Annotated in this window: 19 protein-coding genes and 1 tRNA gene; 8 read left to right on the top strand and 12 right to left on the bottom strand. The window is 70.5% G+C overall.

The features are described 5' to 3' along the window. Positions 1–104 precede the first annotated feature (104 nt). Positions 105–752: a MerR family transcriptional regulator gene (locus OG611_RS11170; RefSeq protein ID WP_266425754.1), complete on the top strand. Its 648-nt coding sequence runs from the start codon at positions 105–107 to the stop codon at positions 750–752. Positions 753–849: 97 nt separating this feature from the next. On the opposite strand, the gene OG611_RS11165 is transcribed toward OG611_RS11170, so the two are convergent. Then, on the bottom strand, positions 850–1,665 hold the full coding sequence (locus OG611_RS11165; protein ID WP_266418213.1) for an exodeoxyribonuclease III: 816 nt from the start codon (positions 1,663–1,665) through the stop codon (positions 850–852). 50 nt (positions 1,666–1,715) lie between these two features. On the opposite strand from OG611_RS11165, the gene OG611_RS11160 reads away from it, so the two are divergent. Further along, positions 1,716–2,195 (top strand): GNAT family N-acetyltransferase, encoded by a 480-nt coding sequence (locus tag OG611_RS11160; protein ID WP_266418211.1) that lies wholly within the window; start codon positions 1,716–1,718, stop codon positions 2,193–2,195. 49 nt (positions 2,196–2,244) lie between these two features. Here the strand turns inward: OG611_RS11160 and OG611_RS11155 are convergent, their stop codons facing one another. From OG611_RS11155 to OG611_RS11145, 3 genes are all read right to left on the bottom strand, one after another. Next, entirely contained in the window at positions 2,245–3,408 is a 1,164-nt protein-coding gene (locus tag OG611_RS11155) for a serine hydrolase (RefSeq protein WP_266418209.1), read from the bottom strand. Between the two features lie 86 nt (positions 3,409–3,494). Further along, positions 3,495–4,280 (bottom strand): SAM-dependent methyltransferase, encoded by a 786-nt coding sequence (locus tag OG611_RS11150; protein WP_266418207.1) that lies wholly within the window; start codon positions 4,278–4,280, stop codon positions 3,495–3,497. A gap of 139 nt (positions 4,281–4,419) precedes the next feature. Then, the gene (locus OG611_RS11145; RefSeq protein WP_266418205.1) at positions 4,420–5,019 is read right to left on the bottom strand and encodes a transcriptional regulator; all 600 of its coding nucleotides are present in this window, start codon (positions 5,017–5,019) and stop codon (positions 4,420–4,422) included. Positions 5,020–5,140: 121 nt separating this feature from the next. Between OG611_RS11145 and OG611_RS11140 the strand changes: the two genes are divergently transcribed. Then, positions 5,141–5,413 carry a hypothetical protein gene (locus OG611_RS11140; protein WP_266418203.1) on the top strand — a complete coding sequence of 91 codons (273 nt, stop codon included), beginning with the start codon at positions 5,141–5,143 and terminating at the stop codon, positions 5,411–5,413. Between the two features lie 116 nt (positions 5,414–5,529). Here the strand turns inward: OG611_RS11140 and OG611_RS11135 are convergent. The 7 genes from OG611_RS11135 to galU form a co-directional block, all read right to left on the bottom strand. Further along, positions 5,530–5,603: transfer RNA gene (locus OG611_RS11135), tRNA-Ala, on the bottom strand. 98 nt (positions 5,604–5,701) lie between these two features. Continuing rightward, a complete protein-coding gene (glpR, locus tag OG611_RS11130) occupies positions 5,702–6,802 on the bottom strand; it encodes a gephyrin-like molybdotransferase receptor GlpR (RefSeq protein WP_266418201.1) in 1,101 nt (366 codons plus the stop codon). Between the two features lie 158 nt (positions 6,803–6,960). Further along, on the bottom strand, positions 6,961–7,572 hold the full coding sequence (locus OG611_RS11125; protein ID WP_266418199.1) for a GNAT family N-acetyltransferase: 612 nt from the start codon (positions 7,570–7,572) through the stop codon (positions 6,961–6,963). Between the two features lie 17 nt (positions 7,573–7,589). Further along, positions 7,590–8,114, bottom strand: coding sequence for a molybdenum cofactor biosynthesis protein B (locus tag OG611_RS11120; RefSeq protein WP_266418197.1), 525 nt, complete (start codon positions 8,112–8,114; stop codon positions 7,590–7,592). Next, positions 8,111–8,611 carry a cyclic pyranopterin monophosphate synthase MoaC gene (moaC, locus tag OG611_RS11115; protein WP_266418195.1) on the bottom strand — a complete coding sequence of 167 codons (501 nt, stop codon included), beginning with the start codon at positions 8,609–8,611 and terminating at the stop codon, positions 8,111–8,113. Before moaC ends, OG611_RS11120 begins: the two co-directional genes overlap by 4 nt. A 123-nt stretch (positions 8,612–8,734) precedes the next feature. Then, positions 8,735–10,045 carry a gephyrin-like molybdotransferase Glp gene (glp, locus tag OG611_RS11110; RefSeq protein WP_266418193.1) on the bottom strand — a complete coding sequence of 437 codons (1,311 nt, stop codon included), beginning with the start codon at positions 10,043–10,045 and terminating at the stop codon, positions 8,735–8,737. A gap of 4 nt (positions 10,046–10,049) precedes the next feature. Continuing rightward, a complete protein-coding gene (gene galU / locus OG611_RS11105; protein ID WP_266418191.1) occupies positions 10,050–10,952 on the bottom strand; it encodes a UTP--glucose-1-phosphate uridylyltransferase GalU in 903 nt (300 codons plus the stop codon). A gap of 106 nt (positions 10,953–11,058) precedes the next feature. Between galU and OG611_RS11100 the strand changes: the two genes are divergently transcribed. Further along, positions 11,059–11,649, top strand: a complete 591-nt coding sequence (locus tag OG611_RS11100) for a 5-formyltetrahydrofolate cyclo-ligase (RefSeq protein WP_266425751.1) — start codon at positions 11,059–11,061, stop codon at positions 11,647–11,649. On the opposite strand, the gene OG611_RS11095 is transcribed toward OG611_RS11100, so the two are convergent. Beyond that, a complete protein-coding gene (locus OG611_RS11095; RefSeq protein WP_266418189.1) occupies positions 11,646–14,396 on the bottom strand; it encodes a penicillin acylase family protein in 2,751 nt (916 codons plus the stop codon). The two genes, OG611_RS11100 and OG611_RS11095, sit on opposite strands and share 4 nt — an antisense overlap. A 292-nt stretch (positions 14,397–14,688) precedes the next feature. Between OG611_RS11095 and OG611_RS11090 the strand changes: the two genes are divergently transcribed. From OG611_RS11090 to OG611_RS11075, 4 genes are all read left to right on the top strand, one after another. After that, positions 14,689–16,245: a potassium/proton antiporter gene (locus OG611_RS11090; protein WP_266418187.1), complete on the top strand. Its 1,557-nt coding sequence runs from the start codon at positions 14,689–14,691 to the stop codon at positions 16,243–16,245. 361 nt (positions 16,246–16,606) lie between these two features. Next, entirely contained in the window at positions 16,607–17,890 is a 1,284-nt protein-coding gene (locus OG611_RS11085; protein WP_266418185.1) for an MFS transporter, read from the top strand. 66 nt (positions 17,891–17,956) lie between these two features. Next, on the top strand, positions 17,957–18,310 hold the full coding sequence (locus OG611_RS11080) for an FmdB family zinc ribbon protein (protein ID WP_266418183.1): 354 nt from the start codon (positions 17,957–17,959) through the stop codon (positions 18,308–18,310). Positions 18,311–18,418: 108 nt separating this feature from the next. Next, positions 18,419–19,252, top strand: coding sequence for an S-methyl-5'-thioadenosine phosphorylase (locus tag OG611_RS11075; RefSeq protein ID WP_266418181.1), 834 nt, complete (start codon positions 18,419–18,421; stop codon positions 19,250–19,252). Positions 19,253–19,277 lie beyond the last annotated feature (25 nt).

Here is a 19,277-nt window from a genome sequence, read left to right as displayed (position 1 = left end):
GAGCAGCTCCGTACCGATGGGTAGGGGTACGGCAAGGGAAAGTTACCGGCGGTACAACATAGGGTGCGGGTGTGGCTGACGGACGCGAGCACCGCGAATACCGCATGGAGGAGCTGGCCAAGGAGGCCGGAATCCCCGTGCGGACCGTGCGTTTCTACCGGGAGCGCGGACTGATCTCGCCGCCCCGCCGCGAGGGGCGCATCGCCTGGTACGACGACCACCATCTGGCCCGGCTGCGCACCATCACGGGCCTGCTGGAGCGCGGCCACACCCTCACCGGCATCGCCGATCTCGCCCGCACCTTCGAGAGCGGCCGCGATGTCGCCGAGGTGCTGGGCCTGGGCGAGCCGACCGAGGAGACCCCGGTACGCCTCACACCCGAGCAGCTCGCGGACTACTTCGAGGGCGAGACCACCGCGGAGAACCTGGCCGCCGCCCTCGACCTGGGCTATCTCGCCACCGACGGCGACGAGATCGTCCACATCAGCCGCCGCCTGCTGGAGGTCTCGTCCGAGCTGGTACGGGAAGGGGTGCCGCTCGCCACGGTCCTCGCGGCCGGCCGCCGCGTCCGCGAGCACGCCGACGCGCTCGCCGAACTCTTCGTGGGCATCCTGGAGAACCGCGGCGACGAGGCCGAACCGCACCAACTCCGGCCGCTGGCCCGCGCGGTGGTGGACGCCGAGCTCTCCATGGCCCTGGACCGGCGCCTGCGCCGCGAGAACACCGACGAGCCGCCGCGGAACCCCTGCTGACGGATGGCCACACGGCGGCCGACGGACCGGTTTCCTTGATCGCACGCCGGGATACTGCCCGGATCGAGCCGCCCGGCACTCCCCGCGTTCGCACGCTCTACTGTTCGAACACCACCGTCACCGGTGCGTGATCACTCCACCGCTCGGCGTGCGTCGCGGCCCGCTCGACCCAGCCCTTCACCGCGCGCCCGGCCAGCCCCGGCGTCGCCACCTGGTAGTCGATCCGCCAACCGGTGTCGTTGTCGAAGGCCCGCCCGCGGTAGGACCACCACGAGTACGGGCCCTCCTCGTCGGGGTGCAGCGCCCGTACGACATCGACGTACTCGGCCTCGTCGAAGACCCGGGTCAGCCACTCCCGCTCCTCGGGGAGGAAGCCGGAGTTCTTCTTGTTGCCCTTCCAGTTCTTCAGGTCGGCCTCCTGGTGGGCGATGTTCCAGTCGCCGCAGACCACCACCTCGCGGCCGTCGGCCGCGGCCCGCTTCTTCAGACCCTTCAGATACGGGAGGAACGCGGCCATGAACCGCTCCTTCTCGTCCTGCTTCTCGGTCCCGACCTCGCCGGAGGGCAGATACAGGCTCGCGACCGTGACACCCGGCAGGTCGATCTCGACGTAGCGCCCGCTCGCGTCGAACTCCTCGCTCCCGGCGTCCCCGAAGCCGCCGAACCCGATCTGCACGCGCTCGGGCGCCCGCCGCGAGTAGAGGGAGACCCCGGCCCGCCCCTTGGCGGCGGCCGGCGCGTGCACGGTGTGCCAGCCCTCCGGCTCACGCACCTCCTCGGGCAGCTGCTGCGGCTCGGCCCGCACCTCCTGGAGGCAGATCACATCGGCTTCGGTCCGGGCCAGCCACTCGACGAAGCCCTTCTTGGCGGCGGCACGGAGCCCGTTCACATTGACGGAGGTCACAGTCAGCATCCCGGCACGATACCGACATTCACGAACCGCATACACGTACCATCATCCGTATGAATATCCACCCTCGGCCCTTCGACCACCCCGACGCCGTCAAACTCAACGACCAGGTGCAGCTCGAATACGCCGAGCGGTACGGGGACGAGGGCGATGTCACACTGCTCGACCCCTCGATGTTCGAGCCTCCGAACGGTCTGTATCTGCTCGCCTACGACGCGCGCGACCGCCCCGTCGCCACCGGCGGCTGGCGCACCCAGGACCGGAACGACGAGGGCTACTCGGACGGCGACGCCGAGCTCAAGCGGATGTTCGTGATACCCGAGGGCCGCGGCAACGGACTGGCGCGCCGCATCCTGGCCGCGCTGGAGGCCGACGCGCGGGCGGCGGGCCGGGTCCGCATGGTGCTGGAGACCGGGGACAAGCAGCCCGAGGCCATCGCGCTGTACGCGTCCAGCGGTTACGCCCCGTGCGAGAAGTTCGGCCACTACCGCATGTACGAGAGCAGCCGCTGCTTCGCCAAGCCGCTGCGGTAGCGGTCCCGGGCCTCAGAGGCTGTCGGGTGACCTCGGACCGGGCGGCCTCTCAGGCGTCGGCCGCGTACTTCCAGAACTCCCGCATCAGCGTGGGCGGGGTCGGTCCGGCCATTTCCAGCTGGGTCAGCAGGATCGCGACCGCGCCGGTGGAGGGCGTCAGGTGTCCCGCCGTTCCCGTGCCGCCCACCCAGCCGTAGCGTCCCGGTACGTTCCAGGGCTCGATGGCCTCGACGTCGACCGAACCGCCGTAGCCCCAGCCCTGCCCCTCCAGGAACAACGTGCTGCGCTCGCGCTGCGCCCGCGTCAGATGGTCGGTGGTCATCAGCCGCACCGACTCGGCCGACAGCAGCCGGCGCCTGCCGGGGCTCCCTTCCGGGTTCCCCTCCGCGAGCAGCATCCGGGCGAAGGCGTACCAGTCGTCGGCGGTCGAGACCAGACCGCCGGTGCCGGACGGGAACGCGGGCACGCTGCTCCACTGCCCGTCCGGGCCATCGACCAGCTGGAGGCCGCCGCCCTCCGGGGCGGTGCGGTAGTAGCTGGTGAACCGGTCGGCCTTGCCGGCCGGCACGGCGAATCCGGTGTCGGCCATGCCCAGCGGCTCGAACAGCCGCTCCGCCAGGAACTCGGGCAACGGCCGGTCCGAGACCCGGGCGAGCAGCACGCCGAGGATGTCGGAGCAGGTGTTGTACAGCCATGCCTCGCCCGGCTGGTCGAGCAGCGGGATACCGGACAGCGTGGCCATCCACGCGTCCGGCTCCTCGATGGCCTGGGGCTGCAGCGATCCCTGCTTCAGCTCGCTGAACAGCAGCCCGACCGCGGGCAGCGAGAAGTCCGACGGGAAGCCGTACCCGGCCCGGAAGGTGAGCAGATCGGCCACGGTGATGACCTTCTCGGCGGGTACCACGTCGTCGACCGGGGAAGCGGGCGTACGGACCACCTTCGGTGCCGCCAGCTCCGGCAGCCACTGCCGCACCGGTTCGTCCAGTGCGATCCGGCCCTCCTCGACCAGCATCATGGTCGCCGCGGCGGTGACGGGCTTGGTCATCGAGGCGATGCGGAAGATCGAGTCCCTGGCCATCGCGACCGTACCGCCCGCATCGGCGGAGCCGACCGCCGCCACCTCGACCCGGTCGCCACGGGCCACCAGGCCCACGGCTCCCGGCGCCGCTCCGCCGCCGACGTGCTTCTCCAGGAGATCGCGCAGATTGCTCATCGGTCCACCTTCTCGCTCGTACGCCCAGAAGCAGGACTGCCGCACCGCCCCGGACCCATCGGTCCCGGAGGCGATCCCCCGACGGCTCAGCGCACCCGGCCGACGCCCACGTAGAAGCCGCTGCGCTCCCGCACCGGGGCGGGCTCCTCGCGGTACCACTCCGTGGCGAAGACCAGCCCCGGCTCGACCAGGTCCAGCCCGTCGAAGAAGGGCTCGACCTCGCTCCGGGTACGCATCCGCAGCGGGATCGCCCCCTTCTTGTACGCGGTCTCGGTCTCCTGCTTGAGCTCCGGGTGCTGGTCGGCCGTGCCGTGCGAGAGCACCAGGAAGCTGCCTGCGGGGAGCGCGTCGACGAAGGTGCGGGTGAGGCCGTACGGGTCCTCGTCGTCCGGCAGGAAGTGCAGGAGCGCGATGAGGGAGAGCGCGATGGGCCGGTCGAAGTCGAGCAGCTCACGGGCGTGTTCGAGGATCACCTCGGGCCGGCGCACATCCGCGTGGAGGTAGTCGGTGATGCCCTCCGGCCTGCTGATCAGCAGCGCCTCCGCGTGCCGCAGGACGATCGGGTCGTTGTCCGCGTAGACAACCCGGGCGGACGGCGTGATGCCCTGGACGACCTGGTGCAGATTGGGTTCCGTGGGGATGCCGGTGCCGATGTCGAGGAACTGGTCGACCCCGCTGCGGGCCAGCCAGGCGGAGGCCCGGTGCATGAAGGCCCGGTTCCGCGCCGCGTTGCCCCGCGCCTCCTCGGGCAGCTTCTCCGCCACCTGCTGGTCGACCGGGTAATTGTCCTTGCCGCCCAGCAGCCAGTCGTAGACGCGCGCGGGGTGGGGCTTGCTGGTGTCGATCTGAGGCCTGGGCATGCCGGCTTTCACAGGGACGCTCCTCCGTACGGAAAATCACGAGCAGCTGAGAACTCGGCCTGACGCGGGAACACCCCCGGCAGCACACACGGAACAGGCGAGCACCGCCAGCGTAATTGGCCCCGCCGACACCGCCCGACGGCCCCCGCCGTCACGGCTCCTCCCACGGCGGCGGCGCGGCCCTGCCCCCGTCGTCGGGCAGCATCACCAGGCGTACGGCCATCTGGCGTGCGTCCGGCGGGTGTTCGCCGGGCGGGCTCGTGTATTTGTGCAGCAGCGCCTGGTACTCCTCGGCGAACGAGGCGACCTGCTCCTTCGTCATCCGCAGCCCGGCGCGATAGATCTGGTTCCACCCCGCCGAGGCGTCGTAACCGGCGTACGCCTTCACGACCAGGTTCAGGTCATGGGTCATCTTGAGCGCGCCGAGCTTCACGGCGGCCTCGCGCTCGTCCTCGGTCATCTCCAGACCGGGCGGCGTGAGGATGTTCGTCATGAGCGACTTCCACCAGCGCTCCCGCCCGGTGGAACGCTCCTCGATCTCCGCGATCAGATTCAGCTCGGCGAGCTTGCGCAGGTGGTAGCTGGTGGTGCCGGTGGACTCGCCGAGGGCCTTGGCGACGCTGGTGGAGTTCGCTTCGCCGTGTTCGCCGAGATAGCTCAGGATGTCGCGGCGCACCGGGTTGGACAGCGCCTTGTAGAAGGCCTTGAGGTCCGGGCCGGTGAGCACTCTCGTCTCGGGACGCTCGACCATGCCCGCCAGCATAGTGCAGAGGTTCTCTGCAATCATTGCAGAGACTATTTGCAGAATCTCTCTGCAATGATTACGTTGGCCCGGGAGGCGCCACCGGGCGCCGGGATTCGGGGGGGTACCCATGTCTGATTCGCTGGACGCCCGGACGCGGGACGAGATCGACGACCAGGTGGCGGAGGCCTTCGACGCCTACCTGTCCGACCGTCTGACGGAGCGGGGCCCGCTGCGCACGGCCCTCACCACGGGGCGCGGCGCCCGGGTCGTGCTGGGCACGGTCGCCCTCGGCGCCCTCGCAACGGCACTCGCGCCGGGCGGCATTGCCGCCATCTGCTGGATCTGGGGCGCCATCGCGGTGATCGACGTCGCCTGGCTGTGGGCGGCCCACCGCCGCTGACGATCCGTGAGCCGATACGCCGCACATCCGTCGCGGCACGGCCCTTCGCGGAAAGCGGGCCCCAACCGACGAGATCCCGCCCGATCTTTCGATCGGACGGGATCTCGTGTGTGCGGTGGACCTGTGGGGATTTGAACCCCAGACCCCCTCGATGCGAACGAGGTGCGCTACCAGACTGCGCCACAGGCCCTTGCAACGAGTGAAACTCTAGCACCCCGAACGGGGTGCTCGGAAATCCGGTCCGTGCTGGTCAGCCGAGGCGGGGACGCAGCGGGGCCCGGGACGGGCTCACTCGTTGGCGGCTCGGGGGCGTTCCCCGTCCTCGTACTGGTCGAAGAGCGGCGTCCGGCCCCGGTCGCGGGCGCGGCGGGACTGGTTGGTGCGCTGACGCGGCGCCGGGTCGACCGGGGGTACCACGGGGTGCGAGGTGCCCGTCTGGGTCGGCTCGGCGGCGCTGGAGCGGGCCGCGCTCCACGTCTCCGGGTTGCCGACCTCGACGCCGCCCGTGGCGCGCGGGGCGACCGGGGCTGTGACGTAGGTCGGCAGCGGGACCGGGACCGGCTCCCAGCTGTCGCCCTGGACCCGGCCGCGTTCGCGCTGCTGGTCGACCCATTCCGCGTGGTCCGTCTGCTCGACCAGGGCGCGGCGGCCGGCCTCCTGCGGGGAGACCGCGGGCGCGGGCTCCGGCTCGGGGCGGCGCGCTTCGGGCTCCTCGTCGGGCTCGGCGGGGGCCGCCGCGGCCGGCTGGTGCCTGCGGGGACGGTTCTCGCGCAGATGCTGCGCCGCCACCTCGGCCCGGCGCCGGTCCATGGTGAAGGCGAACCGGCGCCGCTCCTGGGTCCGCAGATGCACGATGTACGTGCTCAGCAGCACGGCCGGAACCGCGGGCGCCCAGAGGAAGTGGAGGCCACCGACCGCCGCGACGACCGCGCCGAGGGTGAAGGCCAGGAAGAGGACGACAGTGGTACGCCGACGGCGCGCGAGGACCTGGAGACGCTGGGCACGCCGGACGCGCTCGGCCTCCGTTCCGCCCGGCCGCGGGCGTGCGCGCCGCGCGGAGGGCGGCGCCTGTGCCCGTGCCGGGTCGTGCACCCGGGCTTCGGTATGCGCGTCGGGCGCGGCGAAGGCCCGGACGTCCACGGAGTCCATTCGGTCCGTGGCGACGTCCGGGTCGGCGTCGGGCTCCGCCTCCTCGGCAGAGCGCTCCCGCAGGTCCTTGGCGTACCGGCGCTCCATCGCCGCCCGTCCGGACAGCAGCCGGATGGCGGTGCTGAAGCGTTCCGTCGGACGGGCTTCGTTGAGCTCGTCCTGCCTGCGGAGCCACATCGGCACCAGGTAGGCGGCCCAGGCCCCGACGATGACTGCGTAGATGAGGCCGCTGCTGCTCACGTCTCACACCGTAGAGGGGTTTGCGCGGGGGCATCCGCCAATTGGCCCGGTGTGTCGCACGATCCGGCTGATATCACGGACTTTTTTTGTGATTGTTCAGATCAGCCATGGGTGTTTGTGCGTTCGCCATCGGTCAACTGCCGATCAATATCGAACACTTATTTTATTTCCCGTGGCGTTCCTGGTCGTGCCCGGTGCCAGCGCCGGAGCAGTCCGTCGGGTACTTCCTCCGCGGTGAGCGCGTAGATCAGATGGTCCCGCCAGGCACCGTCGATGTGGAGATAGCGCGGGCGCAGGCCTTCCTCGCGGAATCCCAGTTTCTCCACGACTCTTCTGCTCGGCCCGTTCTCCGGCCGAATGCACACCTCGATGCGGTGCAGCCCGACCGTGCGGAAGCAGTGGTCGACGGCGAGGGCGACCGCGGTCGGCATCACACCGCGACCGGCCACCTCCTGGTCGACCCAGTAGCCGACATGACCCGAGCACATCGAGCCCCAGGTGATCCCGGCGACCGTCAGCTGACCGACCAGCCGGCCCTCGTACTCGATGGCGAAGGGCAGCATCCGGCCCGCGTTGGCCTCGGCGCGCAGATGACGGACCATCTGACGGTACGTGGGGCGCCGGGCCGCCGGTCCGCCCGGGGCGGGCGGCGGCACGGTCGCCTCCCAGGGGCGCAGCCAGTCACGGTTGCGCCGGTTGACCTCGCGCCACATGCGCTGGTCGCGCAGCTTGATCGGACGGAGCACGATCTCGCCGTCGCTGAGGACCACCGGCCAGGTCGAGACGTTCAGCTCGGGCTCCCCGGTCGGGGGTGATCGCCGCCGCGCAACTGGTCGACGGCGTGCACCAGGAGACGGGCGAGGACGGCGAGGCCGTCGCGCACCCCGCCGGTGGAGCCCGGCAGGTTCACGATGAGCGTGCCGCCCGCGACGCCCGCGAGGCCCCTGGAGAGCGCGGCGGTGGGGACCTTGTCGCGGCCCTCGGCACGGATCGCCTCGGGGATGCCGGGGATCTCGTGATCGAGGACGCGGCGGGTGGCCTCGGGGGTGCGGTCGGTGGGCGAGATGCCCGTACCGCCGGTCGTGACGATGACGTCGTACCCGGCGGCCGCTCCGGCGCGCAGGGCCTGTTCGACCGGGTCGCCGTCCGGCACGACCTGCGGTCCGTCGACGGCGAAGCCGAGGTCCTTGAGCGCCTCGGAGATCAGGGGGCCGCCCTTGTCGGCGTAGACGCCGGCCGAGGCGCGGTTGGAGGCGGTGACCACCAGGGCGCGGTAGGCGGACGGGGCCGGTGACGCCCCGGGCGCCGTCACGCGTCCGCTCCGTCCGCCTCGGTGCGCCGGTAGTCGCCGGACTTGCCGCCCGACTTCGACTCGACCCGTACGTCCGTGATGACCGCCGCCTTGTCGACCGCCTTGATCATGTCGATCACGGTGAGCGCGGCGACGGAGACGGCGGTCAGGGCCTCCATCTCGACGCCGGTGCGGTCCGTGGTCTTCACGGTGGCAGTGATCTCCACCGCGTCATCGGCGACGCCCAGGTCGACCTCGACGCCGGAGACGGCCAGCGGATGGCAGAGCGGGATCAGGTCGGGGGTGCGCTTGGCGCCCATGATCCCGGCGATGCGGGCGGTGGCGAGGGCGTCGCCCTTGGGGACTCCTTCGCCGCGGAGCAGCTCGACGACGCGCGGCGAGACGAGGACCCGGCCACTGGCACGGGCCACCCGCGCGGTGACGTCCTTCTCCGAGACGTCGACCATGCGGGCCGCGCCCGCCTCGTCGATGTGCGTCAGCCTGTTCTGCGTACTCAACTAACTCCGCCTCGCGGTAGGGCGCCGGTTGCCCGCTCGGCCCGCACCGGGGTGCGGGCCGGGGGCCCGGGGGTGTCCCCGGGAAGGCACAGCGGCAGACACCGTACCGCCACCGCCCGGCGATCAGCGGAGCAGGACCACCTCGGTGTCCGTGCCGGGCTCGGCGGAAGTGACGTCCTCGGGCAGCACGATGAGCGCGTCCGCCTGCGCGAGTGCGGCGATCAGATGCGAACCGGAACCGCCGACGGGGGTGACCGTGCCGGCCTCCGCGTCGTACGTACCGCGCAGGAACTGGCGCCTGCCGGACGGCGAGGAGAGTGCCTTGTCCGTCTTCAGCACGGCCCGGACGGTGGGGCGGTTCACGTCCGACAGACCCATCAGGACGCGGATCGCGGGCCGTACGAACAGCTCGAAGGAGATGTACGACGAGACGGGGTTGCCCGGCAGCGCCAGCAGCGGTGTGTGGTCGGGGCCGATCGAGCCGAAGCCCTGCGGCTTGCCCGGCTGCATGGCGAGCTTGCGGAAGTCGATGCCGCTGCCCGGTTCGTCCTCGTCGCCCACCGAGGACAGGGCTTCCTTGACGACGTCGTACGCGCCGACGCTGACGCCGCCGGTGGTGACGACGATGTCGGCGCGGATCAGCTGGTCCTCGATGGTGGCGCGGAGCGTATCGGCGTCGTCGGTGACGGCGCCGACCCGGTAGGCGATCGCTCCGGCGTCCTTGGCCGCGGCCGTGAGCGCGAAGCTGTTCGAGTCGTAGATCTGACCGCCGGTCAGCTCCTCGCCGGGCTGGACCAGTTCGCTGCCGGTGGAGATGACGACGACGCGCGGCCGGGGCCGCACCTTCACCGTCGACCGGCCGATCGCGGCGAGCAGGCCGATCTGCGGCGGGCCGACGACCGATCCGGCGCTCAGCGCCAGATCGCCCGGCTTGACGTCGCTGCCGCGGGCCCTGACATGGGCGCGGGCCTCGACGGGGCGGTGCACCCGGACCTCGCCGCCCGCGGCCTCCGGGTCGTCCCGGTGGGAGCGCATGGTGTCGGCGGGGCCGCCGCCCGTGCCGCCGTCGGTCCACTCGACCGGGACCACGGCCTCGGCGCCGGCCGGCAGCGGGGCGCCGGTCATGATGCGGGCGGCCTCACCGGGGCCGACGGCCCGGTCGCCGGGCAGGCCGTCATCACCGGCCGCGACGTCACCGATGACGGTGAGCACCGCGGGGAACTCCTCGTCGGCACCCTCGACATCGGCGACGCGGACCGCGTACCCGTCCATCGAGCTGTTGTCGAAGGGCGGCAGCGCGATCTCCACCATGACGTCCTCGACGAGGACACAGCCCTGGGCATCGTGCAGTTGCAGCTCGATGGGTTCGAGCGGGCGCACCGCTTCGAGAATGTCTGCCAGGTGCTCGTCCACCGACCACATCGTGCTGCTCAAAGTGCTACATCTCCTCGGTGACGTAACTGCGGAGCCAGGTCTTGAAGTCCGGGCCCAGGTCTTCACGTTCGCACGCGAGTCTGACAATGGCACGGAGGTAATCGCTCCGGTCACCGGTGTCATAGCGGCGGCCCTTGAAGACGACACCGTGCACGGGGCCGCCGGCCTTCTCGTCCTCGGCGAGGAGCTGGAGCGCGTCGGTGAGCTGGATCTCGCCGCCGCGGCCCGGCTCGGTCCTGCGCAGTATCTCGAAGACGGCGGGGTCCAGGACATAGCGGCCGATGATCGCGAGGTTGCTGGGCGCCTCGGCGGGGTCGGGCTTCTCGACGAGGCCGGTGATGCGCACCACATCGCCTTCGGCGGTGGGCTCGACGGCCGCGCAGCCGTACTGGTGGATCTGCTCCGGCGCGACCTCCATCAGCGCGATGACGCTGCCGCCCTCGCGTTCCTGGATCTCGACCATACGGGCCAGCAGCGGGTCGCGCGGGTCGATCAGGTCGTCGCCGAGAAGGACCGCGAACGGCTGGTCCCCGACGTGCGGTGCGGCGCACAGCACGGCGTGGCCGAGGCCGCGCGGGTCGCCCTGCCGGACGTAGTGCATGGTGGCCAGGTCGCTCGACTCCTGGACCTTCTTGAGCCGTTCGGCGTCTCCCTTCCGGGTGAGCGCGGACTCCAGCTCGTAATTGCGGTCGAAGTGATCCTCGAGCGGACGCTTGTTGCGGCCGGTGATCATCAGCACGTCGGAGAGACCGGCGGTCACCGCCTCCTCGACGACGTACTGGATCGCGGGCTTGTCGACCACAGGCAGCATCTCCTTGGGAGTGGCTTTGGTGGCCGGCAGGAAGCGGGTACCGAGCCCCGCGGCCGGAATGACGGCCTTGCTGATCCTGGGATGCGACTGAGTCATGCGCAGAACGATAACCGGTGCGTATGTGAGGAAGATGAGGGTCCGGTTAACTTTGTACGCCTATATGCACATGCGAGAGATCCAGGGGTGCCCGTTGAGCACAGAGATGTCCCGAAAGGCGCAGCTCCGACGTGAACTGCTGGCCGCACGGCGCCTTCTGACCAGGGAAGACGTGGAGAACGCCGCAGTGGTTCTGTCCCGGGGCGCACTGGATCTCGCGGAGTTGTCCGGGGCCCGTACCGTCGCCGCCTACGTCTCGGTGGGAAGCGAGCCGGGTACCCGCGCACTGCTGGACGCGCTGCGCGCCCGTGATGTGCGGGTGCTGCTGCCGGTTCTCCTCGCGGACAACGATCTGGACTGGGCGCCGTACGAAGGAGCCGACCGTCTCGTCGGGGCCGGCCGCGGGCTGCTGGAGCCGGACGGCGCTCGGCTCGGCCCCGAAGCGGTCCTGGAGGCGGACGCGGTCCTGCTGCCGGGCCTCGCGGTGGACGGGCGCGGGATGCGGCTCGGGCGCGGCGGCGGCAGCTACGACCGGGTGCTGGCCAGGCTCGCCGCGGCCGGGGCGCGTCCGGCGCTGATCGTCCTGCTGTACGACAACGAGGTGGTCGCGCGGGTCCCGGAGGAACCGCACGACCACCCCGTGGACGTGGTGGTGACACCGGCCATGACCCGCCGGACGGGCCGTCAGGGCCGCTAGGGCTTGAGGGTCAGGGTGTCGGTCGTCGTCTTGGAGACGGCGTTCGTGCCGTAGGACCAGTCGAGCAGTTCACCATTGACCCACTTGTCGGTCTGATCGGTGTAGTGCGCGCTGAACGCGTGCCCGGAGGCGCCGGTGAGGTTGATCCAGCGGGACTTGTCCCAGTCCCCCACGTTGACCACCATCCGCATCGACGGGACCCAGACGACCTCGTAGCCGCCCGCCGCGTTCCAGCCGGTGGCGTTCACCGCGGCCTCTCCGCCGCCGAGGTTCCACGGGCCGCGGTTGAGGGCCCGCTGGAGCAGGCCGGGGCCCTCGGTGCCGAGGGTCTGGTTCTTCAGGGTCAGCTGGTGCAGCCGGCCCCAGCTCCAGGTGGTGATGTCCTTGCCGAGCTTGGCGGTCAGCTCCCAGCGGGCGTCCTCCATGGCGCGGGCGAAGAGCTGGTCGCGGTTCTCGGTCGGCTCGTCCCGGCCGCTCCTCGGCGTCTTCCACCAGTCGCTGTTCTGGTCGTCCATCAGGTCGGCGACCACCTGGTACCAGCGGTCACCGCCGTCGGGCTGGGCGGAGTCCGCGTCGCGCCGGCCGCACTCGCGCACCAGCCTGTCCTGCTCGTCGACCGGGCCCGAACTGCCGGCCCGGGGCACGTTGAGGCACTCGCCCTTGACCCGCAGCTCCTTGGGCAGCTTGTTGCCGAAGGCCAGCTTGAGGATGTTGCGCCAGACCGCGTTGAAGTACGCGGCCGCGGCCGAGTCGGACTCCTGGGTGTAGTCCCAGCCCTCCAGGAGCTTCTGTGCCTCGCGGACGCTCTTGTCCGAGACGTTGATCTTCATCAGCTCGGGCACCAGCAGCGCGGCGATCTCGCTGGTGTTGTCCATCTGCATCTTCTGCATGTCTTCGGTCGAGATCTTCCCGCCGCCCTTGATCTTCGACTGGATCAGGTCGTCGATCCGCTGGCTGCGGGTGCCGTAGCCCCAGTCCTTGGTCAGCAGGTGGGGGTACTTCTTCTCGTCGATCACGGCCTGGTTGGCGGTGACGATGTAGCCGCGCTTCGGGTCGTACTCGTAGGGCAGCTCGTCGAACGGGACCGGGTCCTTCTTCCAGCCGTAGTCCGAGGACCAGCCGGGGCTGGGCATCGTGCCGTTGCCCTTGAGGCGCACCGGGATCGTGCCGGGTGCCTGGTAGCCGATGTGGCCCTTGGTGTCGGCGTAGATGAGGTTCTGCGAGGGGACCTCGAAGTGCTCGGCCGCCGCCCGGAAGGTGGTGAAGTCCTTGGCCCGGTTGAGCTCGAAGACCGCGTCCATGGACTTGCCGGGTTCCAGCGCGGTCCACTTCAGGGCGACCGCGTAGCCGTCGGCCCGGTCCGGCGCCGCGTTGGTGACGGGGGCCTTCTGGCCGACCTTCTCCAGTTCGCCGCTGCGGTCGGAGACCAGCGGGCCGTTGTTCGTCTCGCGGACGGTGATCTTCCGGTCCTTGCCGCCGGCGACCTTGATGGTCTCGTCGCGGGTGGTGAAGGGCTTGACCTTGCCGTCGTACAGGTAGCCGTCGCCGGAGACCTTCTCCAGGAAGAGGTCGGTGACGTCCGCGCCGAGGTTGGTGAAGCCCCAGGCGATGTCCTGGTTGTGACCGATTATCACGCCGGGCATCCCGGCGAAGGTGTAGCCGGCGGTGTCGTACTGGCAGGTCTTCGTGATCTCGCGGCAGTGCAGGCCCATCTGGTACCAGAGCGAGGGCAGCTGCGGCGCCAGGTGCGGGTCGTTGGCGAGCAGCGGCTTGCCGGTCGTCGTGTAGTCGCCGGAGACCACCCAGGAGTTGGACCCGATGCCGTTGCCGTTCGGGCCGAGCAGCGCCGGGATCTGGTCGAGGGTGTCGGAGAGCGAGGAGAGCTGGGTGTTCAGGCCCTCGGTGGCGCCCTGCATGGTGTTCGAGCCGATGGAGTCGGACGGGGTCGCGTCCGGGTCGAACTTGCCGGTGACCGGGGAGATCGCCCCCTGGTCCACGATCGGCCGGTGCTTGTCGTACGGGTACGCCGGGTAGAGGTCCTCGATCTGCTTCGCGTCGAGCCTGCTGGTCATCAGCGACCGGTCGATCTCGTCCTGCATGTTGCCGCGCAGGTCCCAGGCCATGGCCTTGAGCCAGGCCACCGAGTCGACCGGGGTCCACTCGGTCGGCTTGTAGTCGTTGGTGAAGCCGAGGGCCGCGTACTCGACGGAGATGTCCTTGCCGTCGCGCCCCTTGAGGTAGGCGTTGACGCCGTCCGCGTACGCCTGGAGGTTCTTCTTGGTGTCCTCGGACAGGACGTTGTCGTACTCCTCCTGCGCGACCTTGCGCCAGCCCAGCGTGCGCAGGAAGGAGTCCGTCTCGACCTGGCCGGAGCCGAACATCTCGGAGAGCCGGCCGGCCGTCATGTGACGGCGGACGTCCATCTCCCAGAAGCGGTCCTGCGCCTGGACGAAGCCCTGGGCGCGGAAGAGGTCGGCATCGGAGTCCGCGTACAGCTGCGGGATTCCGTAGCTGTCGCGTTTGACGTCGACGTTGCCGTCGAGGCCGTCGAGCTTCGTCGACCCGGTCGTCTGCGGATACGAGGCCCGCACGGTGGATACGGACCAGAACGTCCCGTAACCGATACCCGCGACAAGCGCCAGCACCAGAACGATCACGATCAGGCGGGCACGTCGCCCCTTCTTCCTGCCGGTCTTCGCACCGGCGGAACCGGTGGCGGCGGAAGAGGCGGTGGTATTGGCGGGCATCGCTGTCCTTCGAGGGGCAGGTGGTCCTGGGAGTGCAGGAGCAACCATAGGCGCAGCGCCGGGGCGGCTCTGACGCGGTATCGGGATGGTTCGAATTGCGCAGCGGTCGCACGAACGCTCGAACGCGTCAAGAAAACGTTAAAGATTAGGTAAGGTAACGAAGTACCGGCCGCCAACGGCCGATGCCGAAGGTCGATCGACCCGGCAGGCGTACGCAGGGAAGGAACGACCGCTGTCTGTCCACACGCTCAACGAACTCCTGCTCGTCTGCTCGCTCGTTCTGCTCGTCGCGGTGGCGGCGGTGCGCATCTCGTCCCGCAGCGGGCTCCCCAGCCTGCTCCTGTACCTCGGCATCGGGATCGCCATAGGGCAGGACGGCATCTTCGACGTCAAGTTCGACAATGCGGAACTGACCCAGGTCATCGGCTACGCCGCACTCGTCGTGATCCTCGCCGAGGGTGGCCTGGGCACGAAGTGGAAAGAGATCAAACCGGCGCTGCCCGCCGCGGTGATGCTCTCACTGGTCGGCGTCGCGGTGAGCGTGGGCGTCACGGCGGCCGGGGCGCACTACCTGGTCGGCCTGGACTGGCGGCAGTCGCTGATCATCGGCGCGGTCGTCTCGTCGACGGACGCCGCCGCGGTCTTCTCCGTACTGCGCAAGGTGCCGCTGCCAGCCCGGGTCACCGGTGTGCTGGAGGCCGAGTCCGGCTTCAACGACGCCCCCGTGGTGATCCTGGTGGTCGCCTTCTCCACCAAGGGGCCGGTGGACAGCTGGTACGTCCTGGTCGGCGTGATAGCCCTGGAGCTCGCCATCGGCGCGGCCGTGGGTATCGCCGTCGGCTGGCTCGGCTCGTTCGGACTGCGTCATGTGGCGCTGCCCGCCTCCGGCCTCTACCCGATCGCCGTGATGGCGATCGCGGTGTCCGCGTACGCGGCGGGCGCACTGGCCCACGGCAGTGGCTTCCTCGCCGTCTATCTGGCCGCGATGATCCTCGGCAACGCCAAGCTGCCGCACTGGCCGGCCACCCGCGGCTTCGCCGACGGGCTCGGCTGGCTGGCCCAGATCGGCATGTTCGTGCTGCTCGGGCTCCTGGTCACGCCGCACGATCTGTACGACGACTTCTGGCCCGCGGTCATCGTGGGACTGGTGCTGACCGTGGTGGCGCGTCCGCTGGAGGTCTTCATCTCGCTGGCGCCGTTCCGGCTGCCCTGGCAGGAGAAGGCGCTCATGTCCTGGGCGGGGCTGCGCGGCGCCGTGCCCATCATCCTGGCGACCATCCCGATGGTCGCCGGGATCGAGGGCTCCACCCGCGTCTTCAACATCGTTTTCGTCCTCGTCGTCGTCTACACCCTCATCCAGGGGCCGACGCTGCCCTGGCTCGCGAAGGCCCTGAAGATCTCCGACGATCCGGCCGAGGCCGCCGATCTGGGCATCGAGTCGGCACCGCTGGAGCGGCTGCGCGGCCATCTGCTGTCGGTGGCGATCCCCGGCCGGTCGAAGATGCACGGCGTGGAGGTCGGAGAGCTGCGGCTGCCCGCCGGGGCCGCCGTCACCCTCGTCGTGCGGGACGGCAAGAGCTTCGTACCAGCGCCCTCGACCGTGTTGCGTCGCGGCGACGAGCTGCTGGTGGTCGCCACCGACCCGGTGCGCGACGCCGCGGAGGAACGGCTGCACGCGGTCGGCGAGGGCGGCAAGCTCGCGGGCTGGCTGGGGGCCGGCGGCAGAGGTGGCGGCGGTGGCGAGAGCCCCGGGTCCCATGCGGGACACGATGTGGTCCACGACATGACACACGCGCTGAAATCCGTGAAGCGGCGGGGGAAGTCGGGCGGACCGAAGGCGCACCACTGAGGGTGCACGCATTGCGCGTGCACCCTGGGGGCGCTTCCGATCCGAGGTGCCGGTGGAGTCCTTGCGCACAATCACAGGTGCACAAGGACCTCTGCCTGTATCATGAAGGGGACCCGATCGACCCCTGTGACGGGGCCGGTCGACTTCAACGACCAACCCGAACGACCAACTCTGCCTGACGCAGAGCTGGCGCGACCGTATGGCGGTCGTGGCGTCCTCCGCCTCTGCTGAGCGCCCGGCATCTACCGCAGTCCCGCGCGAAGAGGACAGCTCTCGGCAGCACCCGCAGGAACGAGCCCGCACCATCCGTGCCGGGCGCCCCGCGGGAGCCCGGCCACCAGGCGGCAGAAAGGCATGGACCGTGGCGTCCACGGTCACCGACCGCCCCGGATACGGGCAGTTGCTGCGCACCCCGGGTGCGTGGACATTTCTCCTGCCGGGCTTCGCCGCTCGGCAGCCCTTCGCGATGCTGACCATCGGCATCGTGCTCCTGGTCCAGCACACCACCGGCTCGTACGGCAGCGCGGGCGCCGTCGCCGCCGTGACCGGTGTCTCCATGGCCCTGTTCGCACCGCAGACCGGCAAGCTCGCCGACCGTTTCGGCCAGCGCGCCGTGCTGCTGCCGGGCGTCCTGGTGCACGCGGCGTCCGTGTCGGTGCTGACGGCGCTCGCGCTGGCGGACGCGCCCTTGTGGGCGCTGTTCGTGGCAGCCGTGCCGACGGGTGCCTCCGTACCGCAGGTCGGACCGATGGTGCGGGCCCGCTGGGCGGCCGTGCTCGGCGCGGCACCGGGCCGCGAGGCCTCGCCGCTGTTGTCCACCGCGGCCGCCTTCGAATCGGTGACGGACGAGTTCACCTTCGTCATCGGCCCGGTGCTCGCCACCGCGCTGTGCACGGGGGTGCACCCGGCGGCCGGTCTGATCACGGAGGCCACGCTGACCCTGGTCGGCGGGCTGCTCTTCGCCGCGCAGCACCGCACCCAGCCGGCGGTGCGCAACGCCGCGTCCGGCACTTCCCAGCGGCACGCCTCCGCCCTGTCCGTACCGGGTGTACGGGTGCTCGCGGTGGCCTTCCTCGGGATCGGCGCGGTCTTCGGCGGCATGCAGGTCTCGCTGACCGCCTTCGCCGAGGAGATCGGCCGCCCGGGAGCCAACGGTCTGCTGTACGGCGTCTTCGCGGCCGGCAACATGCTCGCCGGGATCGCCTGCGGTGCCATCGCCTGGAAGAGCGGGCCGCGACGGCGGCTGATCGTCGGGTACGTGGCACTGACCCTGACCGCGTCCGGACTGTGGGCGGTGCACTCGGTGCCCCTGCTGGCCGGGCTCGGACTCCTGGTCGGGCTCTCCATCGCTCCGGCCCTGATCAGCGGCTACACGCTGGTCGACGCTCTGGTGCCGGGGGCCGCCCGGACCGAGGCGTTCACCTGGCTGACGGGCTCGGTCGCGCTCGGCCAGGCGGCGGCGGTGACGGTCGCCGGGCGGCTCGCGGACGCCCACGGAGCCAGCACCGGATTCGTGGTGCCGTTGGTGGGGACCGTACTGGCCCTGATCACCCTGGTGGGACTGCGTTCGAGGCTCGCGCCCGCCGCCTCGGAACGGACCGTGGCACGTGGTGTCGGTCACCGGAAGCCGGTCACGGTGGACTGATGCTGCGGAATACGTCAGTATGGAGCGTCGTTAGCACTCATTGAGTGAGAGTGCCAGGAGGAGCAAGTGCCGACCTATCAGTACCAGTGCACCGAATGTGGCGAGGGCCTCGAAGCGGTGCAGAAGTTCACCGATGACGCCCTCACCGTGTGCCCGAGCTGCGAAGGACGCCTGAAGAAGGTGTTCTCGGCGGTCGGCATCGTCTTCAAGGGTTCCGGTTTCTACCGGAACGACAGCCGCGGCTCCTCGTCGAGCAGCACGTCGGCTTCGTCCTCGGCAAAGGCGTCCGGTTCCGCTTCGTCGTCCGACTCCTCGTCGTCCTCGACGTCGACGGGATCCGACTCGAAGTCGTCCGCCTCTTCCTCGGCGGCGTCGTCGTCCTCCTCCTCGTCCTCGACGAGCGGCACGTCGGCCGCCTGAGCCGGACCGCACGTCCACAGCACACTTCCGCACCGCACTTCCACCGGGAGCCCCGCCGATCCGTTCGGCGGGGCTCCCGGTGTTTTCCGGCGCCGCTAGTGTGATCGCATGGTGAACGCAGAGATCGGTGTCATCGGCGGCTCGGGCTTGTACTCCTTCCTGGAGGACGTCACGGAGGTGCGTGTGGACACCCCGTACGGTCGGCCGAGCGACTCCCTCTTCCTCGGTGAGGTCGGCGGTCGCCGGGTCGCCTTCCTCCCCCGCCACGGACGCGGCCACCATCTGCCGCCGCACCGCATCAACTACCGGGCCAATCTGTGGGCGCTGCGTTCCGTCGGCGTACGTCAGGTACTCGGCCCGTGCGCGGTGGGCGGCCTGCGCCCGGAGTACGGGCCGGGCACCCTGCTCGTGCCCGACCAGATGGTGGACCGCACCAAGGCCCGGACACAGACGTACTACGACGGGGAGACCCGGGCCGACGGCGCGGAGCCGAACGTCCTGCATCTGGGCTTCGCCGATCCGTACTGCCCCGAGGGGCGCAGGGCGGCGCTGGCGTCGGCGCGGGCGAAGAACTGGGAGCCGGTGGACGGCGGGACGCTGGTCGTCGTCGAGGGACCGCGCTTCTCGACCCGGGCCGAGTCCCGCTGGCATGCGGCGATGGGCTGGTCGGTGGTCGGGATGACCGGTCACCCGGAGGCCGTCCTCGCCCGTGAACTGGGCCTCTGCTACACGACGATGACCCTGGTGACGGACCTGGACGCGGGCGCGGAGGCCGGCGAGGGCGTCTCGCACGGGGAGGTGCTGAAGGTGTTCGCGGCCAACGTGGACCGACTGCGCGCGGTGCTCTTCGACGTGGTGGCCGCGCTGCCCGCGCAGGCGGACCGGGACTGTCCGTGCTCGCACGCGCTGGACGGCCTCAAGACGGGGATCGAGCTGCCTTAGCGGGTGAGCGGGGGCGGTCTTGGGG

This window comes from Streptomyces sp. NBC_01363 (assembly GCF_026340595.1).
Classification (GTDB): domain Bacteria; phylum Actinomycetota; class Actinomycetes; order Streptomycetales; family Streptomycetaceae; genus Streptomyces.
The sequence above is the reverse complement of the archived record's forward strand: the minus strand, read 5'-3'. Positions and strand labels throughout refer to the sequence as shown.

What these genes read in the sequence shown, in the direction of transcription:
- OG611_RS11160 (WP_266418211.1), top strand. Translation starts at nt 1,716, where the DNA reads ATGAATATCCACCCTCGGCCCTTCGACCACCCCGACGCCGTCAAACTC.
- OG611_RS11100 (WP_266425751.1), top strand. Translation starts at nt 11,059, where the DNA reads ATGTCCCGAAAGGCGCAGCTCCGACGTGAACTGCTGGCCGCACGGCGC.
- OG611_RS11145 (WP_266418205.1), bottom strand. Translation starts at nt 5,019, where the DNA reads ATGGTCGAGCGTCCCGAGACGAGAGTGCTCACCGGCCCGGACCTCAAG.
- OG611_RS11140 (WP_266418203.1), top strand. Translation starts at nt 5,141, where the DNA reads ATGTCTGATTCGCTGGACGCCCGGACGCGGGACGAGATCGACGACCAG.
- OG611_RS11170 (WP_266425754.1), top strand. Translation starts at nt 105, where the DNA reads ATGGAGGAGCTGGCCAAGGAGGCCGGAATCCCCGTGCGGACCGTGCGT.
- galU (WP_266418191.1), bottom strand. Translation starts at nt 10,952, where the DNA reads ATGACTCAGTCGCATCCCAGGATCAGCAAGGCCGTCATTCCGGCCGCG.
- OG611_RS11095 (WP_266418189.1), bottom strand. Translation starts at nt 14,396, where the DNA reads ATGCCCGCCAATACCACCGCCTCTTCCGCCGCCACCGGTTCCGCCGGT.
- OG611_RS11165 (WP_266418213.1), bottom strand. Translation starts at nt 1,665, where the DNA reads ATGCTGACTGTGACCTCCGTCAATGTGAACGGGCTCCGTGCCGCCGCC.
- OG611_RS11155 (WP_266418209.1), bottom strand. Translation starts at nt 3,408, where the DNA reads ATGAGCAATCTGCGCGATCTCCTGGAGAAGCACGTCGGCGGCGGAGCG.
- OG611_RS11075 (WP_266418181.1), top strand. Translation starts at nt 18,419, where the DNA reads ATGGTGAACGCAGAGATCGGTGTCATCGGCGGCTCGGGCTTGTACTCC.